The organism is Taklimakanibacter deserti (assembly GCA_003574785.1).
The window spans coordinates 185,823-208,997 of record QORU01000001.1 but is presented as its reverse complement, the minus strand read 5'-3'; the positions used below and the strand labels follow the sequence as shown (position 1 = coordinate 208,997).

22 protein-coding genes are annotated in these 23,175 nt (G+C 64.3%); 13 read left to right on the top strand and 9 right to left on the bottom strand.

Annotated features, from left to right (window positions below; translation table 11 throughout):
• The first annotated feature begins 177 nt into the window (after positions 1-177).
• The 4 genes from DS839_RS00930 (at position 178) to dgcA (ending at position 9,401) form a co-directional block, all read left to right on the top strand.
• Entirely contained in the window at positions 178-6,696 is a 6,519-nt protein-coding gene (locus tag DS839_RS00930) for an apolipoprotein A-IV repeat region-like domain-containing protein (RefSeq protein WP_119268401.1), read from the top strand.
• 116 nt (positions 6,697-6,812) lie between these two features.
• The gene (locus tag DS839_RS00925) at positions 6,813-7,394 is read left to right on the top strand and encodes a hypothetical protein (protein ID WP_162918209.1); all 582 of its coding nucleotides are present in this window, start codon (positions 6,813-6,815) and stop codon (positions 7,392-7,394) included.
• A 13-nt stretch (positions 7,395-7,407) separates the two neighbouring features.
• Positions 7,408-8,418, top strand: a complete 1,011-nt coding sequence (gene dgcN / locus DS839_RS00920; protein ID WP_119268399.1) for an N-acetyltransferase DgcN — start codon at positions 7,408-7,410, stop codon at positions 8,416-8,418.
• The gene (dgcA, locus tag DS839_RS00915; RefSeq protein WP_119268398.1) at positions 8,415-9,401 is read left to right on the top strand and encodes an N-acetyl-D-Glu racemase DgcA; all 987 of its coding nucleotides are present in this window, start codon (positions 8,415-8,417) and stop codon (positions 9,399-9,401) included. The genes dgcN and dgcA overlap by 4 nt, the downstream gene beginning before the upstream one ends.
• Here the strand turns inward: dgcA and DS839_RS00910 are convergent.
• Positions 9,349-10,548, bottom strand: coding sequence for an MFS transporter (locus DS839_RS00910; protein ID WP_119268397.1), 1,200 nt, complete (start codon positions 10,546-10,548; stop codon positions 9,349-9,351). The genes dgcA and DS839_RS00910 overlap by 53 nt on opposite strands.
• A gap of 169 nt (positions 10,549-10,717) precedes the next feature.
• Here DS839_RS00910 and DS839_RS00905 point away from each other — a divergent pair, with 169 nt between their 5' ends.
• Positions 10,718-11,482: a hypothetical protein gene (locus DS839_RS00905; RefSeq protein WP_119268396.1), complete on the top strand. Its 765-nt coding sequence runs from the start codon at positions 10,718-10,720 to the stop codon at positions 11,480-11,482.
• Positions 11,483-11,596: 114 nt separating this feature from the next.
• Entirely contained in the window at positions 11,597-12,571 is a 975-nt protein-coding gene (locus tag DS839_RS00900; RefSeq protein ID WP_119268395.1) for a squalene cyclase, read from the top strand.
• On the opposite strand, the gene DS839_RS00895 is transcribed toward DS839_RS00900, so the two are convergent.
• The gene (locus DS839_RS00895; protein ID WP_119268394.1) at positions 12,558-13,538 is read right to left on the bottom strand and encodes a threonine ammonia-lyase; all 981 of its coding nucleotides are present in this window, start codon (positions 13,536-13,538) and stop codon (positions 12,558-12,560) included. The two genes, DS839_RS00900 and DS839_RS00895, sit on opposite strands and share 14 nt — an antisense overlap.
• A 109-nt stretch (positions 13,539-13,647) precedes the next feature.
• Here DS839_RS00895 and DS839_RS00890 point away from each other — a divergent pair, with 109 nt between their 5' ends.
• Both DS839_RS00890 and DS839_RS00885 read left to right on the top strand, forming a co-directional pair.
• Positions 13,648-14,010 carry a DUF2852 domain-containing protein gene (locus DS839_RS00890; RefSeq protein ID WP_119268393.1) on the top strand — a complete coding sequence of 121 codons (363 nt, stop codon included), beginning with the start codon at positions 13,648-13,650 and terminating at the stop codon, positions 14,008-14,010.
• 117 nt (positions 14,011-14,127) lie between these two features.
• A complete protein-coding gene (locus tag DS839_RS00885; protein WP_119268392.1) occupies positions 14,128-14,904 on the top strand; it encodes an SDR family oxidoreductase in 777 nt (258 codons plus the stop codon).
• A 35-nt stretch (positions 14,905-14,939) separates the two neighbouring features.
• On the opposite strand, the gene DS839_RS00880 is transcribed toward DS839_RS00885, so the two are convergent.
• Positions 14,940-15,881 (bottom strand): ATP-grasp domain-containing protein, encoded by a 942-nt coding sequence (locus DS839_RS00880; protein WP_119268391.1) that lies wholly within the window; start codon positions 15,879-15,881, stop codon positions 14,940-14,942.
• 71 nt (positions 15,882-15,952) lie between these two features.
• On the opposite strand from DS839_RS00880, the gene DS839_RS00875 reads away from it, so the two are divergent.
• Positions 15,953-16,216, top strand: a complete 264-nt coding sequence (locus DS839_RS00875; protein ID WP_368910995.1) for a DUF1194 domain-containing protein — start codon at positions 15,953-15,955, stop codon at positions 16,214-16,216.
• Here the strand turns inward: DS839_RS00875 and gcvA are convergent.
• The gene (gcvA, locus tag DS839_RS00870; RefSeq protein WP_368910993.1) at positions 16,167-17,105 is read right to left on the bottom strand and encodes a transcriptional regulator GcvA; all 939 of its coding nucleotides are present in this window, start codon (positions 17,103-17,105) and stop codon (positions 16,167-16,169) included. The genes DS839_RS00875 and gcvA overlap by 50 nt on opposite strands.
• Before the next feature lie 106 nt (positions 17,106-17,211).
• Between gcvA and DS839_RS00865 the strand changes: the two genes are divergently transcribed.
• On the top strand, positions 17,212-17,451 hold the full coding sequence (locus tag DS839_RS00865; RefSeq protein WP_119268390.1) for a DUF1127 domain-containing protein: 240 nt from the start codon (positions 17,212-17,214) through the stop codon (positions 17,449-17,451).
• Between the two features lie 460 nt (positions 17,452-17,911).
• Here the strand turns inward: DS839_RS00865 and DS839_RS00860 are convergent, their stop codons facing one another.
• The 5 genes from DS839_RS00860 to DS839_RS00840 form a co-directional block, all read right to left on the bottom strand.
• Positions 17,912-18,424: a cupin domain-containing protein gene (locus DS839_RS00860; RefSeq protein ID WP_368910991.1), complete on the bottom strand. Its 513-nt coding sequence runs from the start codon at positions 18,422-18,424 to the stop codon at positions 17,912-17,914.
• Between the two features lie 24 nt (positions 18,425-18,448).
• On the bottom strand, positions 18,449-18,934 hold the full coding sequence (locus DS839_RS00855; protein WP_119268388.1) for a murein hydrolase activator EnvC family protein: 486 nt from the start codon (positions 18,932-18,934) through the stop codon (positions 18,449-18,451).
• Between the two features lie 39 nt (positions 18,935-18,973).
• The gene (locus DS839_RS00850) at positions 18,974-19,522 is read right to left on the bottom strand and encodes a DoxX family protein (protein WP_368910989.1); all 549 of its coding nucleotides are present in this window, start codon (positions 19,520-19,522) and stop codon (positions 18,974-18,976) included.
• Position 19,523: 1 nt separating this feature from the next.
• The gene (locus tag DS839_RS00845; protein ID WP_119268387.1) at positions 19,524-19,976 is read right to left on the bottom strand and encodes a tetratricopeptide repeat protein; all 453 of its coding nucleotides are present in this window, start codon (positions 19,974-19,976) and stop codon (positions 19,524-19,526) included.
• Between the two features lie 84 nt (positions 19,977-20,060).
• Entirely contained in the window at positions 20,061-21,029 is a 969-nt protein-coding gene (locus DS839_RS00840) for an MBL fold metallo-hydrolase (protein ID WP_119268386.1), read from the bottom strand.
• 141 nt (positions 21,030-21,170) lie between these two features.
• Here DS839_RS00840 and DS839_RS00835 point away from each other — a divergent pair, with 141 nt between their 5' ends.
• The 3 genes from DS839_RS00835 to DS839_RS00825 all read left to right on the top strand — a co-directional run bounded on the left by DS839_RS00835 (position 21,171) and on the right by DS839_RS00825 (position 23,166).
• Positions 21,171-21,728: a sigma-70 family RNA polymerase sigma factor gene (locus tag DS839_RS00835; RefSeq protein WP_119268385.1), complete on the top strand. Its 558-nt coding sequence runs from the start codon at positions 21,171-21,173 to the stop codon at positions 21,726-21,728.
• Positions 21,718-22,503 (top strand): anti-sigma factor family protein, encoded by a 786-nt coding sequence (locus DS839_RS00830; protein ID WP_119268384.1) that lies wholly within the window; start codon positions 21,718-21,720, stop codon positions 22,501-22,503. Before DS839_RS00835 ends, DS839_RS00830 begins: the two co-directional genes overlap by 11 nt.
• A gap of 291 nt (positions 22,504-22,794) precedes the next feature.
• On the top strand, positions 22,795-23,166 hold the full coding sequence (locus DS839_RS00825) for a VOC family protein (RefSeq protein ID WP_119268825.1): 372 nt from the start codon (positions 22,795-22,797) through the stop codon (positions 23,164-23,166).
• Positions 23,167-23,175: the final 9 nt, after the last annotated feature.

The window sequence follows — 23,175 nt, the reverse complement described above, 5'->3', positions numbered from 1 at the left end:
ATGGGTTATCATGCAAGCTTCTAAACGGACCACTAGGCCGCCAAGCTTGGTGACGTCCGACGCCCATGCACGCGGTTGGGATCACGAAGCGTAGTTTGGGGACGGCCAACCGGGTGGGACTGGGGTCGGGCGGATAAAAAAGCCGTCGGTGAACAGGGTAGTTGTGCGGGTACAGACATGGTGAACAATCCGAATGAGCCTCGGCGTCCGCAGCGGCGCCAGCAAGGTCGTGGCGACTCCAACCGGCGTGATGCCGACGTGGGAACGACGCGCGAGACGCCCTTGCGGGGACGCCCCGCCAATGAGAACGAGCCCGTCTCGGCGGCCATGACCGCGAGCCTGCGCCGCAGGCCCTCCTTCGCCCCCTATTATTTCGCTTTCCTGCTGTCGCTGCTCTGGGTCTTCCTGTGGTTCTGGAGCTTCAGTCCGGCGGTTCTCGACAAGCCAAACCCCTTCACGCCTCAGGCCATGCCGCAGACCATGATCGCGCTCGCGACCCTGGTGCTGCCTCTGGCGCTGATCTGGACGGCCGCTTGGTTTGTCTGGAAGGCCGCACAGTTACGCCAGGTTTCTGAAGTCCTGGTGCAGACCGCGATGCGCCTCGTCAGGCCGCAGGACATCGCCGCCGACGGGCTGGCCTCCATTGCCCAGGCGGTGCGCTCCGAAGTCGACATCCTGGTCGGCGGCGTCGAGCATGCGGTGCAGCGCGCCTCCGAGCTGGAAGGCATGGTGCACAAGGAAATCTCCGCCATCGAGCGCGCCTTCGGCGGTAATGAAGAGCGCATCCGCACCTTGATCGCCGGCCTCGAGAACCAGCGCGCCGCCTTGCAGCAGGCGGGCGTGGTGATCGGCAGCGAGACCAATCCGGTCCTGGCGCGCCTTGAATCCAACACCCAGAATCTGGATTCGATCATCGCCAGCGCCCAGTCGACGATCCAGCATCTGGAGCATGGTCTGAAGACGACGACCGTCGAGCTCGCCCGCACCATCGATGAAGTGTCCTCGCGCGCTTCCGTCGCGGGCTCCGAGATCTCAGGCCAAGCCGCTCATATGGAGCGCTCATCCTCGATCTTCGTCACCGAGCTGCGCAAATTCTCCGAGCATCTCTCCGAGCAGATCGGCATCCTCGCCAATGCGACGGGATCGCTCAATGCCGAATCGAGCAATTTCGGCATGCGCATCCAGGGCATGGAATCGAATGTCGTGCAGCTGTTGCGCTCGAGCATCGATGAGCTCGGCGCCATCAACGGCCAGATCGCCCAGACCATCGACCAGGCGACCGCCCAGTCGAGTGACCAGATCCGTACCACCAGCACGCAGCTCACCGAGCTGCTGCAGTCGGCCAGCGGCAACATCGTCTATCATCTGAAGGCGACGTCGCAGGAAGTCGCCGAGCAGATCGAGAAGTCCGGCATCGTCGTCTCCCAGCAGATCGAGACCAGTCGTTCCGGCATGACCGACGGGCTGGAGGGTGTCGTCAAGAACTATGTCGACCAGGTCGACCGGGCGCGCAACGAGCTGACGACCTTCGTCGAGCAGGCCGGCACGCAGATTTCCGGCCGGGTGGATGAATCGACCAACCGCCTCTTCACCAAGCTCGACGAAGCGGCGCGCAGCATCCATGTCGGCATCGAGGAGAACGGCAACACGCTCGTCGAGCGCCTCACCTCCTCGACCGATTCCGCCGCCTCCGCCATCAGCGCATCGAGCGCCAGGCTCATCAACCTGGTAGAGACCAGCCGCACCGGCATGACCGACGGGCTCGAAGGCATCATCAAGAACTATGTCGACCAAGTCGACAATGCCCGCAACAGCCTCTCGGCCTATGTCGAGCAGGCCGGCAACGAGATCGCCAGCCGCGTCGATGACTCGACCGGGCGCTTGTTCACCAAGCTCGACGAAGCCGCCCGCACCATCCATGTCGGCATCGAGGAGAACAGCAATGTGATGGTCGAGCGGCTCACCGCCTCGACCGCCTCGGCGGCGGCGACCATCAGCCAGTCGAGCGCCCAGCTCGTGAAGCTGGTCGAGACCAGCCGTTCCGGCATGACCGACGGGCTCGAAGGCATCATCAAGAACTATGTCGACCAGGTCGACAATGCCCGCAATAGTCTCTCGGCCTATGTCGAGCAGGCCGGTAACGAGATCGCCAGCCGCGTCGATGACTCGACCGGACGCCTGTTCACCAAGCTCGACGAAGCCGCCCGCACCATCCATGTCGGCATCGAGGAGAACAGCAATGTGATGGTCGAGCGGCTCACCGCCTCGACCGCCTCGGCAGCGGCCACCATCAGCCAGTCCAGCGCCCAGCTCGTGAAGCTGGTCGAGACCAGCCGTTCCGGCATGACCGACGGCCTCGAGGGCATCATAAAGAACTATGTCGACCAGGTCGACAATGCCCGCAACAGCTTGGCGGCTTATGTCGAGCTGGCCGGCAACGAGATCGCCAGCCGCGTCGATGACTCGACCGGGCGCCTGTTCAACAAGCTCGACGAAGCCGCCCGCACCATCCATGTCGGCATCGAGGAGAACAGCAATGTGATGGTCGAGCGGCTGAACGCCTCCACCTCGGCCGCCGCCAACGCCATCAGCCAGTCGAGCGCCCAGCTCGTGAAGCTGGTCGAGACCAGCCGCGCCGGCATGACCGACGGCCTCGAAGGCATCATCAAGAACTACGTCGAGCAGGTCGACAATGCCCGCAACGGTCTCGCCGCCTATGTCGAGCTTGCCGGCAACGAGATCGCCGGCCGCGTCGATGATTCGACCGGACGCCTGTTCACCAAGCTCGATGAAGCCGCCCGCGCCATCCATATCGGCATCGAAGAGAACAGCAATGTGATGGTCGAGCGGCTGAACGCCTCCACCTCGGCCGCCGCCAATGCCATCAGCCAGTCGAGCGCCCAGCTCGTGAAGCTGGTCGACACCAGCCACGCAGGCATGACCGACGGGCTCGAAGGCATCATCAAGAACTATGTCGAGCAGGTCGACAATGCCCGCAACAGCCTGGCGGCCTATGTCGAGCAGGCCGGCAACGAGATCGCCGGCCGCGTCGATGACTCGACCGGACGCCTGTTCAACAAGCTCGATGAGGCGGCCCGCACCATCCATGTCGGCATCGAAGAGAACAGCAATGTGATGGTCGAGCGGCTCACCGCTTCCACCGCCGCTGCCGCCAACGCCATCAGCCAGTCGAGCGCCAAGCTCGTCAATCTGGTCGAGACCAGCCGCACCGGCATGACCGACGGGCTCGAAGACATCATCAAGAACTATGTCGAGCAGGTCGACCGCGCCCGCAATGGCCTCGCCGTCTATGTCGACCAGGCCGGCACCGAGATCGCCGGGCGCGTCGACGACTCGACCAACCGGCTGTTCAGCAAGCTCGACGAAGCGGCCCGCGCCATCCATATCGGCATCGAGGAGAACAGCAATGTCCTGGTCGAGCGGCTGAGCACTTCGACCGCCGCCGCCGCCAATGCCATCGGCGCCTCGAGCGGCGAATTGATCAGACTGGTCGAGACCAGCCGTTCGGGCATGACCGACGGGCTCGAAAGCATCATCAAGAATTATGTCGACCAGGTCGACCGCGCCAGGATCGATCTTGCCACCTATGTCGACCAGGCCGGCGGCGAGATCGCCGGGCGCGTCGACGACTCGACTGGCCGCTTGTTCAACAAGCTCGACGAGACGGCGCACGCCATCCATGTCGGCATCGAGGAGAACAGCAACGTCCTGGTCGACCGCCTGACGACGTCGACAGCGGCGGCGGCCAACGCCATCAGCAGCTCGAGCGCCGAATTGATCCGGCTGGTCGAGACCAGCCGCGCCGGCATGACCGACGGGCTCGAAAGCATCATCAAGAACTATGTCGACCAGGTCGACCGCGCCAGGATCGATCTTTCCACCTATGTCGATCAGGCGGGCGGCGAGATCGTCGGACGCATTGACGATTCCACCGGCGCCCTCCTCAGCAAGCTCGACGAGGCCTCGCGCACGATGGAAGCGGGCCGCATCAGCATGACCGAGAGCCTCGACTCCACGATCAAGAACTATGTCGAGCACTTCGAGCGGGTGCGCACCGGGCTCACCTCCTATGTCGACGAGGCCGGCCTTCACATCGCCGGACGCATGGACGATTCGACCAGCCGCCTGTTCGCCAAGCTCGACGAGACGGCGCAGCACATCCATGTCGGCATCGAGGAGAACAGCCACGCGCTGGTCGAGCGCCTCAGCGCCTCGACCGACCTCGCCGCCTCGACCATCGCCAATGCCAGCGACAAGCTGATTAGCCGGGTCGACGAGACCTCGGGCCGCGTCGTCGGCCAGCTCAATGTCACGAGCTCGCAGCTCGTCGCCAGCATGGACCAGGTGGCGTCGGGCATCCTCGACCAGCTCAATGTCGCGGGCAGCGAGATCACCGGCAAGGTCGAGGACACCACGACCCGCTTCTTCAACGTGCTCGGCGATCAGACCTCCCTCGTCACCTCGAAGCTCGACGAGTCCGCCAACCGCCTGGCGAACGTCATCGGCGACTCATCGCAGCAGATGGAGAACCGCATCGAGGAAGCGGCCGAGCGGCTCTTCGGCCATATGGGCGCCACCGCGACCGCCATCACCGGCAAGATCGACGAGACGACCAATGGAGTCTATGCGCGCTTGCGCGACACCGCCTCCGGTATCACTTCGGAGCTGCAGACGACCGGCTCCGCGGTCACCGAGCTCGTCGGCTCGACCAGCCAGGCGATCACCGCCCATATCCGCGAGACCTCCGAGATCGTCACCCAGCAGATGCAGGAATCGGGCCTCGCCGTCTCCCAGAACATCGAAGGCGTGGGCGGCATCGTCACCGAGAAGCTCATCGGCACCTCGGGCGACTTCATCCAGAACGTCAACCGGGCCCGCGACGACGTCTTCAATCTCCTGGAGAACGCCTCTTCGCAGATGACGGGCAGGCTCGAGGAGACCACGCTTCAGCTGTTCGGCCGGCTGGAACGGTCTTCAAGCTCTCTCACCGACCAGCTCGAGGAGACCACCCAGCAGCTCTTCGGCCGTCTCGAGAACACCTCGGGCCAGCTCACCACCCAGCTCGAGGAAACGACGAACCGTATCACCGATCAGATCAGCGGCACGGCGACGCTCGTCACCTCGAGCGTCGGCAGGGTCGCGGGCGATCTCGCCAAGGACCTGCACGACACCTCGACGCTCCTCACCTCGCAGCTCGACGAGACCTCGGGCCGCCTGACCTCGCAGCTCGAGAGCACCGCGGCACAGCTCTTCTCGCAGTTGAACCGCACCTCCGAGGACCTGGGCTCGCAGCTCATCGAGACCTCCGATCGCCTGACCACCCAGCTCGAAAGCACCTCGACGCAGCTGTTCTCGCAGCTCGACAGCGCCTCGGGCCTCTTGGGCAACCAGTTGAGCGAAACCTCGACCCAGATGACGACGCAGCTCGAATCGACCTCGACGCGCATCTTCGAGCAGCTCGATTCGACCCGCACGACCATGACCGATCGGCTCGAGCTCACCGCCGCCGAGGTCGCCGACCGCCTCGATCGCGCCGGCAACTCCATGTTCACGCGCATCGACAACACGGTGCGCGACCTGGGCGAGCGTTTCGACGTCGCGACCGATCTTCTCGACAAGATCACCACCGATGTATCGGGCCGCATGGAAGGGGCGAGCCTCTCCTTCGCCCAGACGCTCGACAGTGCCAGCACCAACATCATCACCAATCTCAGCAAGGCGTCCGATGCCTTCTCCGAAGGCCTCGGCCAGACGACCTTGCAGATCTCCGGCCAGTTCGAGCAGCAGTCGGGGCTCCTCGTCGATCACATCGACCGGGCTGCCCGCGACCTCGAGCGCTCCGCCACGGTCTCGACCAAGAAGCTCGAGGAAGCCGGCGGCAAGTTCTCCAAGCATCTGGAGACGGCCAATTCCTTCCTCGCCAACCAGCTCACGAGCACGGCCGAAAACATCGACGAACGGCTCGAAGGCATCAGCATGCAGCTCACCGGCAAGCTCGAGACCGCCGGCAGCCGCATCACCGAGCGTCTCGAGGACGTCTCGGGTGTCGTCCAGCAATCGCTCGACAAGTTCAATACCGACATGGAGCGCATGCTGACCAGCCGCGAGGACACGCTGGGCGGCCTCGTCGATACCCTGGGCAAGCGCGCCCATGACGTCGATGAGATGATGCGCAGCTACATGTCGCTGATCGAGGAGTCGCTGAGCTCGGCCGAGCGGCGCTCCGCCGAGGTCGGCAAGTTCATCTCCGAGAACACCGCCCAGGTCGCCTCCAATCTGGAGAAGGAGATCCGCAAGCTCGAGGCCTCTTCCGACTCGCAGATCTCCAACGCCGCCCGCGTCATGCGCGAGCAGCATGAGCGCGCCATCGGCTCGATGAACCAGATGATGGCCGAGACGGCGACGGGCTTCCAGCAGACGGCGCAGGACATGCGCGTCACCGCCCAGCAGGTCGTCAAAGACATCGAATTCGCCCGCAACGAGCTGAAGCGCGCCATCTTCGATCTTCCCGATGAGACGCGCGCCAATGCTGATGCCATGCGTCAGGTGGTGGCCGACCAGATCTCGGCGCTCAATGCCTTGGCCGATGTGGTGAAACGACAGTCGAGCACCCTCGATCTCTCGGGGCCGGGTATTTACATGCCCGCGGGGAGAGGGTCCGGCGCGGGAAAATAGAAGGCGCCGGGTCCGACGCTCCGCCCTCCAGGACCTCCGGCGCCGAGAAAAGACAAGCAGTAAGGAGCGAAGACGAGCCGAAGGCACAATTGCGCGGCCGTGTCGAGGATGTCCCTGTGCCCAAGGCGCCGCCGCGCCGTGTCGAGGACGCACCCGCACCGAAGGTACCACCGCGCCGTGTCGAGGACGTGCCGGCGCCCAAGGCACCAACGCTCCGCCCCCGTGTCGAGGATGTCCCTGTATCCCAGGCGCCGCCGCGCCGTCCGAGCGAGGCGCTGGCCAAGCCCGCCAATGGCGACGCCAAGGCCAGACCTAAGCTCTCGCATGCCTTGACGCGCGAGGCCGAGACGCTGCTGCGGAAGCTCAACGGCGCCGCCCGCGATATCGTCGAGGCGATCGATTCCGAATTGCCGCGCGATCTCGAGAAGCGGTTCACGGCCGGGGAAGGTGACGTCTACACCCACCATCTCCTGGAGCACCGGGGAAGCCGCCTGCCCCGCATCGTCGAGCGCCGCTACAAGGCGGAGCGCGTGGTGCGCGGCCGGGTCGACGCCTATATGCGGCTCTTCGAGAGGCTGCTCGACACCTTTGCGGAAACGCCGCAGGGCGACCAATTGGTCGATGCCTCCCTTGCATCGGAATCCGGAAAGCTCTACCTGCTGCTGGCACAAGCCTCTGGGCGGATCAGCCCGCAATAACAGGTAAGCATTCATGGATATTGCCAAGCCCTATCTCCTGTTCCTGGGAGATGTGAAAGACCAGCTTGCGGCCAAAACCGCGCAAGGCGTCGTCGATTGGCGCCCCGACTGGTGCGTCGGCCAGTTGCGCCTCGAAGGCTGCAAGGCCGATTGCGGCATCGCCGATCTGACCATTGCCGAAGCCAAGACCAAGGGGGCGAAGACCATGGTCGTCGGCGTCGTCAATGCCGGCGGCGTGCTCCCCGACCATTGGGTGAGCCGGATCGTCGAGGCGCTCGACCACGGTCTCGATGTCGCGACCGGCCTCCACAAGCGCTTGCGCTCGATACCGGAGATTGCCGCCGCCGCCGACCGCAACGGCCGCAAGCTCCATGATGTGCGCTATACGGACATGACCTTCGCCACCGGCAAGGGCACCAAGCGGCCGGGCTTGCGCCTGCTCGCTGTCGGCACCGACTGCTCGGTCGGCAAGAAATACACGACGCTCGCCCTCGACAAGGAAATGCGCGCCCGCGGCATGAAGTCCGATTTCCGCGCCACCGGCCAGACCGGCGTCCTGATCTCCGGCCGCGGTGTCGCCATCGATGCCGTCATCGCCGATTTCATCGCCGGCGCCGCCGAATGGCTGAGCCCGGCCAACGACCCCGACCACTGGGACGTCATCGAAGGCCAGGGCTCGCTGTTCCATCCCTCCTTCGCCGGCGTCACCCTGGGCCTCCTGCACGGCGCCCAGCCCGACGCTTTCGTCGTCTGCCATGAGCCGACGCGCAGCAAGATGCGGGGCGTCGAGCATCCCTTGCCCTCGATCAAGGACGTGATCGAGCGCACCATCGTCGAAGGCCGTCTCACCAATCCCAAGATCGAATGCGTCGGTATCGCGATCAATACCGAGAATCTGCTCGAGAAGGAGGCGCTGGCGGTCATCGAGCGCACCGGCAAGGAACACAACCTGCCCTGCGTCGATCCGATCCGCACGGGCTGTGGCCCTATCATCGACCTCTTGCAGAAGCGCTATCACGCGTGAGCAGGCGCCAGCTCACCGTCGCGCATGAGAGCTGGCCGATCGCCGGCTCCTTCACCATCTCGCGAGGCTCCAAGACCGAGGCCAATGTCGTGGTCGTGACGCTCACCGAGGATGGCGTCACCGGCCGCGGCGAATGCGTGCCTTATCCCCGCTATGACGAGACGGTGCCGCAGGTCATCGAGGCCTTGGAGGCCGCCCGCGGCGCGATCGAAGGCGGCCTGGCGCGCACGGAGATCGCCCGCCATGTCGCGCCCAAGGCGGCGCGCAACGCTCTCGACTGCGCCTTGTGGGACCTGGAGGCAAAGCGCGCCCACCGGCCCGTCTGGCAGCTCGCGGGCCTCGCCGAGCCTAAACCCGTCATCACCGCCTATACGTTGAGCCTCGACACGCCGGACGCGATGGCGAAAGCCGCCGCGGCGGCAGCGGACCGCCCTCTGCTCAAGCTCAAGCTCGGACGCGAAGGCGATGAGGAGCGTGTCGCGGCCATTCGCGCGGCGGCTCCCAAGGCGCGCCTCATCGTCGATGCCAATGAGGGCTGGAGCGGCGCGGTCCTGCCGCGCATGCTCGATGCCTGCGCCAAGGCCGGGATCGAGCTCGTCGAGCAGCCTCTGCCCGCCGCAGAGGACGAGGCGCTCCAGTCGATCGACCGGAAGGTCGTGATCTGCGCCGATGAATCGGCCCATGATGTCGAAGGCCTTGCGGCGCTCATCGGCAAATATGATGCGATCAACATCAAGCTCGATAAGACTGGCGGCCTGACCGGCGCCGTCGCTCTGGCGGAAGCCGCACGCAGCAGCGGCCTTGAGATCATGGTCGGCTGCATGCTGGCGACGTCGCTTGCCATGGCGCCCGCCATGCTCCTTGCCCAATATGCGAGCTTCGTCGATCTCGACGGTCCTTTGCTTCTGAAGCAGGACCGCGTGCCCGGGATCAGTTTTGCGGGGAGCCTGATGCATCCCCCGCCACGGGCGCTCTGGGGCTGAGCCGCATCACCGCGAAAGCCAGGCCTGAGGCGATGAGCGACATCGCCGCCATGGCGAGATAGGCGCGGCCTGCGAAAGCATCGAAGAGCGGGCCTGCCGCCACTGTGGCCAGCATCAGGAAGAGGCCGGCCGAGCAGGCCGTGTAAAGTCCCTGGGCCGAGTTGCGCAAGGCGACCGGCACGTTCTGCATGAGGAAATGCAATGTCCCGAAATGGGTGAGCGCGAAGGTCGCGGCATGCAGCGTCTGCAACGGCGCGAGCAGCCATAGCGCCGGATCGAAGGCGGTGGCCGTCCAGCGCAAGACGCCCAGGAGGCAGCCGATGAGGATGAGCAGGATCGGCGCGAAGCGGGGAATGAGCCTGCCGGAAAAGAAGAAGAAAACGACTTCTGCGCAGACACCGATGCCCCAGAGTATGCCGATCATGCCCTTGGAGATGCCGAGCTGCTCCCAATGCAGCGAGCCGAAGCCATAGAGCATGGCGTGGCTCGCCTGGGCGATGCTGACGGCGATGAGGAAGATTACGAAGACTCGCGAGCCGAAGAGCCGCAGCACGTCGCCCGGACGGGCATGCACGATCTTCTGTCCGGCGGTTTTCTGCGGCTTCACATCCGGCAGCACGAAGCCCGCGAGCCCCAGCGCCGCATAGCTCACCGCGATGAGGAGGACGGCGGTGCTCGTTGCCATGACCTCGAGCGCGAAGCCCGAGAGCAGCGTGCCGACGATGAAGCTGACCGAAGCCCACAGGCGTTGTCGCCCATAATCGAGCCCGGCCTTGGCGCTCTCCACCATGGCGAAATTTTCCGCAATCGGCCCGACCGGCGAAAGGAACACGGCCGCCAGCACCGCGACCAGGAAGATCGCCTCGAAACCCTGCATGAAGCTCAAGACGAGATAGCTCGCGGCACAGAGCAGCGGCAGCAGCCGGACGAGCGGAACCGGGCGGTTATGCCTGTCGGCGAGGAAGGTGCCGAGCGGCGCGCCAAACGCCCGGATGAGGATCTGGCCCGAAAGCACGGCGGCGATTTCCCCCGTGGAAAGCCCGCGATCGGCCAGCCACAGCGGCAGGAACGGCAGTTGCACGCCCAGCCCCAGGAACAGGAAGGCCATGAAGAAGCAGAGGCGGAAATTGAGAGCCTGGGGCTGCATGGGAGAAACAAGGGGAAATCAGCACGAGGCTCTAAACCAAACGCTAACCAGTTTCCAGAATAATCACCCAGCGCGTGATCAGGAAAAGTGGATACCGGTTTTCCGTCCGAGCACGCGCCAAATGTAGATTGCAGTTCTGTGAGTGAGTGCGTCAGTGGGAGTTATTGGAATGAATTCGCCCGGTCAGGATCCTGGCGCGGTCACCTTTCCACGCGAGCAATATGAGGCGCTCGAAAGTGCCGTCATGGAATCGGCGCGCGGACGCTGGTTCCTGGCGGAATATGCCCGCCGCAATCGTGCCGCCGACACGATGATGCTGCTCGATGCCCTGAAAAAGCTTGAAAACGTTGCGGCAACCACCAGGCCGCCGCCCGACATCGAAGCCCTGGCGTCGACCATCAAACAGACCCGCTGCGAGATCGCTTCCACCCACAATGACCGCCTGGCCGACGGCGGCTACCTCACGGCCGATTCCGGTCTCTATGACCGCATCACCGCCGACGCCAAGTCGACGACGAGCGAGATCGCCAAGCGGTCGATGAGCCTGCGCGTGATTGCCGGCGGCCTCAAGGCCGCACCCGCCGATGACGAGCATGTCGAGGCCGTCGAGGCGAATGCCCGCTCGCTCGAGACCCTTTCCTGGTCGCAGGAAGTCCTGAGCGAGCGCATCGCCAAGGCGATGGGTCTGTTGAGCCATATCGACGAGGCTCTGACGGGTTTCTCCGAGAAAGCCGAGGACGAAGTCGTGGCGCAGAGCCAGATGCCCTATTTCTCGCGCGACGAGGATCTGTTCGCGCCGGCGCTGAAGACGCTGGAAGCGGCTGTCGAGCCTGCCCCGGCGGAAGCGGAACAGGCTGCCGCGCCGGAAAAACCGCGCATCGTGGTGATCCGCCGCGGCAAGGACGATCCCCTGGATATCCCGCTGTCGGGTTGATCGCTGCCCTGCCTGCGTTGCACTTGTGCAATGGTGACGGCTGGCGGAACAACTGGCACGCCTCACCGCAAGCAGCTATAGATCAGGCCTCAATCCGAACTCGGAGAGACGCGCATGGCCCACTCTGCCGCGGTGATCGACTGGCTTCTCGACAGCGACCCATCGATAAGGTGGCAGGTGATGCGCGACCTGCTCGACGCTTCGCCGGCACGGTGGCAGGCGGAGCGGGCCAAGGTGGAAACCGAGGGCTGGGGCGCGCGCCTCCTTTCGCATCAGGATGCGGACGGTCAATGGGCGGGCGGCGCCTTTATCCCGGCCGGTTTCGACCCGCGCGAATGGCGCGAGCGCGGTCAGCCCTGGACGGCCACGAGCTTTTCCCTGACGCAGCTGCGCGAATTCGGCCTCGATCCGTCCTCCAACCGCGCCCGGCGAACCGTCGAGCTGATCGGCGTCCATTCGCATTGGGATGAGGGCGGGCAACCCTTCTGGGAGGGCGAGATCGAGGAATGCATCAACGGCCGCACCGTCGCCGACGGCGCCTATTTCGACATCGACGTCTCGTCCATTGTCGACCGGCTGGCGGGCGAGCGTCTTGCCGATGGCGGCTGGAACTGCGAGCGGATCAACGGTTCCCAGCGCTCGTCATTCGCCAGCACGATCAACGTGCTGGAAGGCTTGCTCGAATACGAGAAGGCGGCCCAGGGCACGCCCCGCTCGCGCGAAGCGCGCCGGTCGGGCGAGGCCTATCTGCTCGAGCGCCGACTCTTCCGCCGTCTCGGGACGGGCGAGCCCGCAGACGAGCGGTTTCTCCAGTTCCTGCACCCGAACCGCTGGCGTTACGACGTCTTGCGGGCGCTCGATTATTTCCGCGCCTCGGCGCTCCTCGACGGCGCCGCTCCCGATCCGCGACTGAGCGAGGCCATCGACCATGTCCGTTCGAAACGCCGGGAAGACGGCACCTGGCTCCTCGACTGGAGCCTGCCGGGACGGGAATGGTTCGAGGTCGATGACGGGCCGGGCAAGCCTTCGCGCTGGGTGACTCTCAAGGCGCTCCGCGTGCTCCGCTGGTGGGGAGCTAGCGGCCCTTGAGGACTTCCGCGAAGAACGCCGGATCGACATTGCCGCCCGAGGCGATGACGGCGATGCTGCGGCCTCGCGTCGGGATCTTGCCGGCGAGGACCGCCGCAAGGCCGACGGCGCCGCCCGGCTCGATCACGAGCTTGAGGTGCTCGAAAGCGAAGACCATGGCGCGTTTCACTTCCGCTTCGCTCACCACGAGGCCCTGGGCGAGCCGCGGCTGATTGATGGCGAAGGTGAGCTCGCCCGGCGCCGGCGACAGAAGCGCATCGCAGATCGAGCCCGAGGCCTTAGCATTGCGCTCGCGCTTGCCGCTCTCGAGCGAGCGGGCGTGATCGTCGAAACCTTCAGGCTCGACCGTGTGGACCTCGGTCGCGGGCGACTTCGCCGAAAAGGCGAGTGTATTGCCGGCGGTGAGCCCGCCGCCCCCCGCCGGGATCAGCACCGCATCGAGGCGGGCATCGCGCTCCGCCGCCTGCTCGATCGCCTCGAGCCCCGAGGTGCCTTGGCCGGCGATGATCTCGGCATGCTCGAAGGGCGGCACGATGACGGCGCCACGCTCGCGCGCTATTCCGTTGGCGATCTCCTCGCGATCTTCCCGGTTGCGGTCATAGGTCACGATCACCGCGCCATAGGCGCGGGTATTGGCTTTCTTGATCTCGGGCGTGTCCTCAGGCATCACGATGAGCGCCGGCAGCTTCATCATCTGCGCCGCGGCGGCCACACCTTGCGCGTGATTGCCCGACGAATAGGCGACGACACCGCCCTTCGCCTTGTCGGGGTCGAGGCGCGATATGCAGTTCCAGGCGCCGCGGAATTTGAACGAGCCGGTGCGCTGCAGGCACTCCGCTTTGATCAGCACCCGGCCTTGGCTGAGCGCGTTGAGGGTGGGCGATTCGATCAACGGCGTCACGACGGCATGGCCCTTGAGGCGCTCGCGCGCCTGAAGGACCTCATCGATGGAGGGAATTTGGGTCATGGCGGCTGCTCCTTAGCGGATTCCGCTGATGGGCGCCACCATTTCACCCTTGAATGCACGCCGCGTCCTCCCAAATTATGTACCCATACAATTGGATCGGAGGTGTTCCATGACATCATCGCAAACCCGCCACGGCCGCTGGACGCCGCTCAGCATTCTCGCTGTCGTCGCGGGCTTCATCGTCTGGTGGCCTCTGGGCCTTGCCGCCCTGGCTTACGTCCTGTGGGCCGGCCCCATCGATACGCTGGCCGATGACGGCGCGCGCCGCCTGCGCGAGACCTTCGGTGCGAGAAGCGCCCCCAAAGGGTCTGGCAATGCCGCCTTCGACGCCTACAAAGCCGAGACCTTGCGCCGGCTCGAGGCCGAGCAGGCCGAATTTGCCGACTATCTCAACCGCCTGCGCGACGCCCGTGATCGCGAGGAATTCGAGCGCTTCATGGGAGAGCGTAGCGCATCGGACCGAAAAGTGTGAAGCGGTTTTCGGATAATCCGATGCGCAAACAATGCATCGAACAGCAATCCTGATTGAACCTTCAAGCGCATCATGCGAGAACCCGGCCACAAGCCGGGTTTTTTGTTGGAGCATGAGATGGATCTGGGATTGAAGGGCCGCACCGCCATTGTCTGCGCATCGAGCCGGGGGCTCGGCAAGGCCTGCGCTTTGTCATTGGCGCGCGAAGGCGTCAGCGTCGTCATCAATGGCCGTGACGAAGCCGTGCTCGCCGCCGCGCGCGATGAGATCGTGAAGGCGACGGGCGCCAAGGTCACCGCGGTTGCCGCCGATGTCGGCACGCGTGCGGGCCAGGACGCCCTCCTCGCCGCGGCGCCCGAGCCCGACATCCTGGTCAACAACAATGGCGGTCCGCCGCTCAAGGATTTCCGTGAGCTCGACCGCGATGCGCTGCTCAATGGGGTGGTCCAGAACATGGTGACGCCGATCGAGCTCATCCAGCGCGTCGTTCCCGCCATGCAGCGCCGGAGCTTCGGCCGCATCGTCAACATCACCTCGATGTCGGTGAAGATGCCGATACTGGGTCTCGATCTTTCCTCCGGCGCGCGAGCCGGACTGACCGCCTTCATGGCGGGCCCTGCCCGCGATCTCGCCCGGCACAACATCACCGTGAACCATCTGTTGCCCGGCATGTTCGATACCGACCGCTTACGCAATTCGACCGGCCGCATGGCGACGATGCAAGGCAAGAGCGAAGCCGAGATGGCGGCCGAGCGCAAGGCGACGGTGCCGATGAAGCGTTTCGGCGAAGCGAGCGAGATCGGCGAGATCTGCGCTTTCCTGTGCTCGGTCCAGGCCGGCTATATCACCGGCCAGAGCATTCTCGTCGACGGCGGCCTGTTCAACGCGGTCTAACGCATCGGGGCGATTCTATGAGAACGCCCGTCGCTCTAGCGGGCATCGGCGCGCGTGCGTTCGATGAACCCCCTGGCCGCCGCGTCCCAGGCACCCAGATGGTCGATCATGGCCTGCTTGCTGCCGAAGGCCTGGCGGGCATTGTCGCCATCGGGTGAGCTGAACGCCCAACTCTTGCCGCGCGTATTGCATTCGAGCGCGTAAAGCTTGCCGGTTCCGACTTCTCTCAGCACATCGCAGCCCTTGACCGGGCAATCGGCGATGGCACGGTCCATCTGACGGGCAAAGGCGATCACCTCGTCATCCCTTGCTGGCGCCGTCTTGTTCGCGCTCGTGATGGCGGCATTGCTCGCCATCGCGCCGTTGAGAAGCATCCTGTCGCTGGCGAAAAGCGAGGGCCGCTTGCGCGAGGAGAAAATCGTGCGGCAGCACAGCGCCTCGCCGAGCAGCGTCTCCACCCGGAAATGAGTTGGATAGTCGCCGGTGTCGATGAATTGCTGGATCAAATAGACATCCCTGTGGATCGGATGGCCGGCCTTGAACAGATCGGGGGCAAGAGCGGGGACACGCCTGGTGCGCACCAGATGGACGCCGAGGCCGTGGGAATTGATCCTGAGGGGCTTCAGGATGACATAGTTGCTCCACTCCGCCGGATCGGGCTTCATACCGAACTTGAACACGCCGGTCTTCGGCGTGTTGAGGCCGGCCTTGAGGAACAGCTCGTATTGTTCGGTCTTGTAGACGGGCCTGACGCGCAGGACCGTGCCGCGTTGCGGCACGAGCTTGAATGTACTTCTGAACGCGACGATCAGCACCGGCCTCGACCACAGATCGCCGGATGGCAGCTTGCCCGACCCGGCCCTGAGCACGACCGGTCTTATATCCGGCGCCTGCTCGGCCACTTTCTGTGCAATCGCCTGGAAATCAGCTTCATCATGCTCGTCCCGGCAGATGATGATCAGCGTAAATGCATGCATCGGACTCCGCTTCAGCCCCTTCAACGCGCTGTAATTGGACGCCCTCGACTCGCCTGCCCATAGTAGCCGCTATGCGCTTCGTCACCATCGTCATTCTTGCCCTGCTTTGCACCATCCCGGCCAGGGCGCAGAATGTCGATCTCGAGCTCGTCCTCCTTGCCGATGCGTCGGGCTCGATCGACGACAGCGAGATCGCCTTCCAGCGGAACGGCTATGCTGGCGCCATCACCGATCCTTCCGTCCTCGCGGCCATTACCAGCGGCGCGGCTCAGAAGATCGCCGTCGTCATTTCACCAAGGGCGTCCGCGCCGCCTCGGCGAGGATCCACTCCCTGAACGACTTGATCAGGGCGTCGTCCTGCGTCTCGGCGGGCGAGATGATGTAATAGGCGAATTGCGGCGGCCCCTTGATGGTGAGCGCGAAGGGCTGCACCAGCCGCCCGGCGGCGAGATCGTCGGAAACGAGCGATGAATCGCCGAGCGCCACGCCCTGGCCGTCGACGGCCGCCTGCAGCGCGAGGCCGGAATTGTCGAGATAGAGGCCGCCCGCCTCGACATAGTCGCTCACCCCCGCGGCCAGCATCCACATGCGCCAATTGGGCCAGGTGATCCCTTGCCCGCTCCATTCGACATGGATCAGGCGGTGCTGCAACAGGTCACGCGGATGTTTCAGCGGCTTCTTCGAGGCGAGCAGCGCCGGGCTGCAGACAGGAAAGATCGTGTTGTCGAACAGGCGGTCGGCGCGGGCTCCCGGATAATTGCCGTTGCCGAAGCGGATCGCGACGTCGATGTCATCGCGCTCGAAATCGCGCACCCGGTCCGAGACATCGAGCTGAACTTCGACGCTCGGGTTGAGCTTCATATAATCGTCGAGCCGCGGCACCAGCCATTTGGCCGCGACCGATGTCGAGGCTGAGACCCTGAGCCGTGCCGTGTCGCGGCTCTTGTCCATGCGCACGAGCGCGCGGTTGAGGCCGCCCAGCGCCTCGCCGACGGCGGCATGGAGGATGTGCCCCGCTTCGGTGAGCCGCATCGAGCGGCTGGTGCGCTCGATGAGTCTCAGACCGAGCTGGTCCTCGAACTCCTTGATCTGATGGCTGACGGCGGCGGGCGTCACATTGAGCTCCTGCGCCGCGCGGGTGAAGTTGAGCTGGCGGCCCGCGGCCTCGAAGACTTTGAGCGAACCGGTTCCGGGGAGGAAGCGCATGGCGGTGCCGATCTTCAAAAATCTCTAACAGATGGGATGAAAACTAGTCGTTTGTTCAAGGAAATACAATGCCCTATCTATCCATCATCACATTAGCTTCAAGTATTCCTGAAAGGTCACCACCATGTCGAACTCCACCGGTTTCCCCCTCCGCCAGGCCCGCGAGCCTGTCGCCGTCAGTCTCTTCAAGCGCGCTCTTGCCCGGCTCGGCGAGCCGCTTCTGCGCTTCAAGGCCGTCAACGAGCTGGAGCAGCTTTCCGACCGCCAGCTGCGCGACATCGGCGTCGAGCGGCGGCAGATCGAGGAGATCGCCGAGCGCGAGATCGCCCGAAAACTTCATGGCCGCATGGATGGCCGGGTTTAAACCGGTCATGGCGGCGGCGACGCAGCCCTGGTCACGCGCTGCTGTCCTAAGTAGGGGGCCGAGTGTCCTCGTTCGTCACAATTGCCTGATTATCTGATTATATGACCTAAGGGCAGCAACACGGACGGAACGGACACGGAATACCGCTCGAACGTCAGTCCATGAGTTGGATGACTTCTCGTCCTTGATCCCCGCATGACGTTTGGCCTTGCGAAGAATCCCATTCAGCCAATGCCCAAGGACAGTACCAAAAACCACGTCAGGATTAAATGAGGAACGAAGGTTCCTGTTTCTTGAACGGAAATGGGCCCTTGCGAAAACGAGCGAAGAACAAATGCCCCCTATTCTTGACGTGGTCTCAAATCCCATTTCATCCTGGCATCAATGTGAATCCTATTTCCAAGGGCTGCCGCGAAAGCGGGCCGCCCCGATATGCAAAAACCCTTTGGAACCGGCCTTTTCAGGCGTTGGAAGCCTGCAACTCCCACAATGAGATCAAAGGCCCGTCCTTTCCGGCGAGGGGATCGGTGACGGGCTTGGGAACTTTCCGTACCCGCTCCCGGATGAGCGCCTTGTCGGGCTCGCCTGAGCGCATGAGGTCGCGGCCGGGACCTGGCGGATAAGCGCCGATGACCAGGAGATCGGCACTGGCGAGCAGGCGCTGATGCCCGGTTCCCGCGGGCAACAGCACCGCATCGCCCTTCCTGACCTTGAACTCTCGCCCGGTATTTCCTCCGAAGCGCACGATCGCTTCACCCTGAGCAATGCCTAAGACCTCATGGGCATTGGAATGGTAGTGCGGGAAGGCGAAGATGCCATTGCGCCAGCCATCGCCCCAGCCATGGCGGGCGAAGATCGCCTCGAAGGCCGCTGCCGCATCGGCTTCCGTTTCGCTCAACACCTCTTGATAGACGATCATTGGCCAATGCGGATGATTGGGGATGTCGCCGTCATCGGTGAATCTATGGGTCACGACCTTCATGAGCTGCCGCACCGGTCAGGGGCCTTCGGGTTCCTGTAGTTTGAGAAGCGGCAGGAACTCCGCCGGGTTCCATGGCGATTGCTTTTTTCGGATCTCGAAATGCAGTTCCGGGCGCGCCACGAAGCCCGACATGCCGCTCTTGGCGATGACGTCGCCTGCCTGGACCTTCTCGCCGCGATTGACGAAGAGCTCGCTATTGTGGCCATAGACGGTCACCCAGCCGCCCTCATGGCGGATGAGGATCAGATTGCCGTAGGATTGGACGCCATTGCCGGCATAGATCACCGTCCCGGCGAGGCTCGCCCTGACCTCGGTTCCCACGGGCACCAGGATGTCGACACCTTGGGTGCTGGCCGGGCTCCGTTTACCGTCGTCGTCATCGATGACCTTGCCCTCGACGGGCCAGGCGAAGTCCGGCGGGCGCGTGCTCTCGGTCGCCGCCGTGAAGGTGGAGACGGCAGCCGCCAAAGCGGGAATGACGAAGATATGCGCGGTAACCATTCCTAGCCGAGACTACCAGAGGGGCAGCCGGCAGTCGAATTAACGAATGCTTCGTGGTTTCCTCTTCCCGCGGCCATCTAGGGAAAAAAGGCCGGCGCCCCGCACCCACAGAAGCAGAAAGGCGCCGGCAAGGGCCAAATCCTTCTCGAGATGGATGAGCTGGCCGCGATTGCCGAAATCCGTGTGAAAGACCACCGCCGTGGCCAGGCAAAATCCGGCAAGCGCCAAGGCGACGAGGCGCGTCCGCCAGCCCAGCGCGATCAGGAGCCCGCCCCCGATCTCGGTGGCGATGGCGGGCGGCAGAAGCAGCGCCGGGAGGCCGTAATGGCTCACATAGGCCTGGGCCGCCGCATAGTCGCCGAGCTTGCTCAATCCTTCGATGATGAACAATTGCGCCAGCAGCAGGCGGCCCATGAGATCGCCCCAGGGTTTCAACTCGTGCATCCATGCCTCCTGCCCCGCGCTTGTTTCCGGCTTTTGCGCGGTGACGAATCGCGGTCGCAGGATCAAGCGCGTTTCCACCCAGAAGGCCGCGGCGAGGCCGAGACCGACGACAGCCACCGCCAGGATCTCGGCCGTGCCCAGCATGTCAGTTCGTCTTCGCCGAAGCCTGCGCGATGGCGTGGCTCAGGTCCTCGAGCTCTTCGCAGCCTTGGGGGCACAGCAGCTTGAGGCGCGCCCTGTTCGCCTCGGCCTTCGCCATGTCGCCCATTTCCATATAGAGCTCGCCCAGATATTCGAGCGCGCCCTTGTGATCGGGGTCGAATTCAAGCGCCTTGAGGTAGTAGCTGAGCGCCGTCTTCTTATCGCCGCTCTTGCGCAGGCTGTAGCCGAGGAGATTGTAGATATCGGGATGCTGGACGCCCTGCTGGATCAGCCCATTGAGATCGGCAATGGCGGTCTTGAAGTCTTTCGCCGCGATGCTGGCGCGCACCGCGGTGAGATCGGGCGCATCGGCGCTCGACATGGTGTCGACGGCGAGCGCCGGCAAGGTTGCGGCGATGATGAAGGTGCCGGCGATCAGGGAACGCAGAGATTTCATGAGAAGGTCCTTTCCAGAGCATCGGCCCGAAAAGTGTGTGCGGTTTTCGGATAAGCCGATGCGTTAAACAAAACGCGTTAGCGGTTAAGAGCTGACCGGCGTGAAGGCATAGGCCGCGCCGTCCTTGGCGAAGCTGCCGGCGCCCGGGAACGGGAAATGCGCCCCGCACACCATGAGCTTGTCGGCGATGATGCGGTCGATGAGGCTCTTGCGGGTCTGGACGGCGAGCGGGCCGTCCTGGTCATAGGCGCCTTGCCAATCGGGATGGGGCGCGAGCAGCGCCGGCACATAGGCGACATCGTTCGAGATCATGAGCTGCTGGTCGCCCGAGCTCACGAGGAAGGCGGAATGACCGGGCGTGTGGCCGGGCGTGCTCACCAGCGTTACACCCGGCGCCACCTCCTTCTCGCCCTCGACCAGCGTGAAATTCTTCCATTTGGGGAAGACCGCGTTGATCCGCTTGCCCAGCGCCTTGCGGGCTTCCGGCAATTTGTCGACGCGGCCGGGCTCCGTCCACCATTTATATTCGGTGGCGCTCACGATGAGCTCGGCCTTGGGAAAGAACGGCGCGTTGCTGCCCTTGTGCATCAGGCCGAAAATATGGTCGGGATGAAAATGCGAGATGAGAATGGTTTCGATTCTGTCGGGATCGATCCGGGCTTTCGCCATGTTCTCATGCAGCCGTCCCGCCGTCGGCTGCCATTGCGCGCCCGAGCCTGAATCGACCATGATGTGCCTGTCGCCCACAGTGACGACGACGATGGTGAGCGGGATGGGCATGTAGTCCGTCGGCAGGCCGGCTTGCGCCAACGCCTCCTTGGTCTCGGCGACCGAGGCGTTCTTGATGAACGCGGGATCATGCGGCTTGCGCCAGATCCCGTCATAGAGGGCGGTCACCTCGATCTCGCCCACCTTGTATTTGTAGAAGCCCTTCTCCGGATCGATGCCCGTCCCGGCAAAGGCGGACGGGATGAGGAGCTTGGCATTGAGCCCGAAGGCGGCGGTAGCGACCGCGGCGGACAGGAAGAAGTGACGGCGTGACAGATCGAGCATGGGGCCTCCTTGGCGTGGGATCGTATGTCCAAGGAGACTCAGGGTCTGCTGGCGTTATTCCCGGATTATTTCTCGCCGGCGCGGGAATAAACCCACGGTCTGCGGAATCTTATAGGGACGAGGAACTAGCCCGGGCCGTCGATGGTCTCACTGCCGGAATTCGAACGCGAGGCGCTTCCGCTGATGGATGCCGCCTATAATCTTGCCTTCTGGCTCTTGCGCAACCAGGCCGATGCCGAGGATGTGGTCCAGGACGCTTATCTGCGCGCCTTCCGTGCCGCCGACACGCGCGCCGGGGCCGACATCAAGCCCTGGCTCCTCACCATTGTGCGCAATGTCGCCTATCGCTGGCTGGCTTTGCGCCAGCGCCGCAGCAATGTCATCTCCTTCGAGGCGGCAGCGCCGGGGCGCGAGCGCGATGAAGCTGCGTTCGAGGTGGCAAGCGATGCGCCCTCGCCCGAGGACGCACTTGTCGGCCGCGCCGAGCAGGCGCTCGTCAGGCGCGCTCTGGCGGAGCTGCCGGAGGCCTTTCGCGAGGTGATCGTGCTGCGCGAATTCGAAGAGCTGCGCTACCAGGAGATCGCGCAAGTGACCGGGGTTCCGATCGGGACCGTGATGTCGCGCCTCGCCCGGGCGCGCGACCAGTTGCGCGAGCGGCTGGCGCAATTGATGGCCAAGGAGAACAAGAATGCGCTGTAACGAAGAGCGGTACTTGCGCATCGGCCCCTTGCTCGATGGCGAGCTTGCGGCCCGTGAGCGCGACGAGCTCGTCGCGCATATCGCCGAATGCGCCGATTGCGCGCGCTATCAAAGCGAGCTTGCGAAGCTCGGCCGCCAGGTCGGGCCCTTGCGCGAAGCGGCGCCCGCGCATCTCACGCATCGCCTCAAGGCGAGCCTCGCCGTCGAGGCGGCGGAAGCGCCGCTGCCCCGCGCCAGGCCTGCCTTGATGGCGATGGTCGGCAACCGGCTCGGACAATATTGGCGCTCCTGGTACCGGCCGGCTCTGGCCATGCTCATGGTCGCGGTCCTGTCGGCCGCTGCGGCCTTGTGGTGGGCGGAGCGGGCCCAGGACCAGCAGGCGCTGGCGCATGACGTTCTCGCCGCCCATATGCGGGCACTCCTCCAGGACAATGCCGTCCAGGTCGCCTCTCTCGACACCCATACGGTCAAGCCCTGGTTTGCTGGACGGCTCGATTACACGCCTTTGGTCAAGGATCTCGCCGGCGACGGCTTCAAGCTCGTAGGCGGCCGTCTCGATTATGTCGACGGCAGGAGGGTCGCCGCCCTCGTCTATATGCGGCGCCTGCACAAGATCAGCCTGTTCATCTGGCCGGCCAGAAGCGATGCCGCCATGACGTCGCATCTGCGCATCGATGGCTACAATATCGTCTCCTGGACGGCCGCGAACATGACCTTCTGGGCCGTATCCGATCTCGACGAGAGCGAGCTCGGCAAGCTGCCTGAGCTTCTGTAGCCGCGATTGGCGACCTGTCTCGAGTTTCCCCCTCTCCCGTTGCGAAGCAATGGGGCGAGGCGCGACGGCGAAGCCGGCAAAAAGGTCCAGTGGACCTTTTTGAGCGCCGAGCGCCGGAGCGCAAGCGGAGGCTGGGCCGGGTGCCCGAAGGGCGGGGGGCTCTTCGTCGACCAAGGCAAATGCCCTTGAAAGCATCGCCCTGCTCCAGCCAGATGCAGGAACCCCGGCAATTGAGCCTTGGGCGCCTTGGCGCCTATGATGGGTCCGGGAAGCTTCGTTTCGGGACCCTACATGATCGACCATGTCACGCTTCAGGTGAGCGACCTCGCCAGGAGCAAGCTCTTCTACGAGAAGGCCTTTGCGGGCCTGGGCTATCGCATCGCCTTCGGCGATGAAGGCACGTTCTGGGCCTTCGACATCGATGACGGGCTGTTCGAGATCATGCAGGCGGAGACGAAACCGCCTCTGACCCGCGTCCATGTCGCCCTCAGGGTCAAAAGCAAGGCCGATGTCGATGAATTCCACCGCGCTGCCTTGGCCGCGGGCGGTCGCGACAATGGCCCACCAGGCCCCCGCCCCGAATACACCCCCAATTACTATGCCTGCTTCATCCTCGATCCTGATGGCTACAATATCGAAGCCATGATCGACGAAGTGGCCTAGCACCTAGCT

Excerpts from the sequence above, each read along its gene's own strand:
- DS839_RS00890 (WP_119268393.1), top strand. The coding sequence starts at position 13,648 with ATGACATCATCGCAAACCCGCCACGGCCGCTGGACGCCGCTCAGCATT.
- DS839_RS00895 (WP_119268394.1), bottom strand. The coding sequence starts at position 13,538 with ATGACCCAAATTCCCTCCATCGATGAGGTCCTTCAGGCGCGCGAGCGC.
- DS839_RS00905 (WP_119268396.1), top strand. The coding sequence starts at position 10,718 with ATGAATTCGCCCGGTCAGGATCCTGGCGCGGTCACCTTTCCACGCGAG.
- DS839_RS00840 (WP_119268386.1), bottom strand. The coding sequence starts at position 21,029 with ATGCTCGATCTGTCACGCCGTCACTTCTTCCTGTCCGCCGCGGTCGCT.
- DS839_RS00855 (WP_119268388.1), bottom strand. The coding sequence starts at position 18,934 with ATGGTTACCGCGCATATCTTCGTCATTCCCGCTTTGGCGGCTGCCGTC.
- DS839_RS00900 (WP_119268395.1), top strand. The coding sequence starts at position 11,597 with ATGGCCCACTCTGCCGCGGTGATCGACTGGCTTCTCGACAGCGACCCA.
- dgcN (WP_119268399.1), top strand. The coding sequence starts at position 7,408 with ATGGATATTGCCAAGCCCTATCTCCTGTTCCTGGGAGATGTGAAAGAC.
- DS839_RS00865 (WP_119268390.1), top strand. The coding sequence starts at position 17,212 with ATGTCGAACTCCACCGGTTTCCCCCTCCGCCAGGCCCGCGAGCCTGTC.
- DS839_RS00830 (WP_119268384.1), top strand. The coding sequence starts at position 21,718 with ATGCGCTGTAACGAAGAGCGGTACTTGCGCATCGGCCCCTTGCTCGAT.
- DS839_RS00825 (WP_119268825.1), top strand. The coding sequence starts at position 22,795 with ATGATCGACCATGTCACGCTTCAGGTGAGCGACCTCGCCAGGAGCAAG.
- DS839_RS00875 (WP_368910995.1), top strand. The coding sequence starts at position 15,953 with ATGCGCTTCGTCACCATCGTCATTCTTGCCCTGCTTTGCACCATCCCG.
- DS839_RS00850 (WP_368910989.1), bottom strand. The coding sequence starts at position 19,522 with ATGCTGGGCACGGCCGAGATCCTGGCGGTGGCTGTCGTCGGTCTCGGC.
- DS839_RS00880 (WP_119268391.1), bottom strand. The coding sequence starts at position 15,881 with ATGCATGCATTTACGCTGATCATCATCTGCCGGGACGAGCATGATGAA.
- DS839_RS00845 (WP_119268387.1), bottom strand. The coding sequence starts at position 19,976 with ATGAAATCTCTGCGTTCCCTGATCGCCGGCACCTTCATCATCGCCGCA.
- DS839_RS00930 (WP_119268401.1), top strand. The coding sequence starts at position 178 with ATGGTGAACAATCCGAATGAGCCTCGGCGTCCGCAGCGGCGCCAGCAA.
- DS839_RS00910 (WP_119268397.1), bottom strand. The coding sequence starts at position 10,548 with ATGCAGCCCCAGGCTCTCAATTTCCGCCTCTGCTTCTTCATGGCCTTC.
- DS839_RS00835 (WP_119268385.1), top strand. The coding sequence starts at position 21,171 with ATGGTCTCACTGCCGGAATTCGAACGCGAGGCGCTTCCGCTGATGGAT.
- DS839_RS00885 (WP_119268392.1), top strand. The coding sequence starts at position 14,128 with ATGGATCTGGGATTGAAGGGCCGCACCGCCATTGTCTGCGCATCGAGC.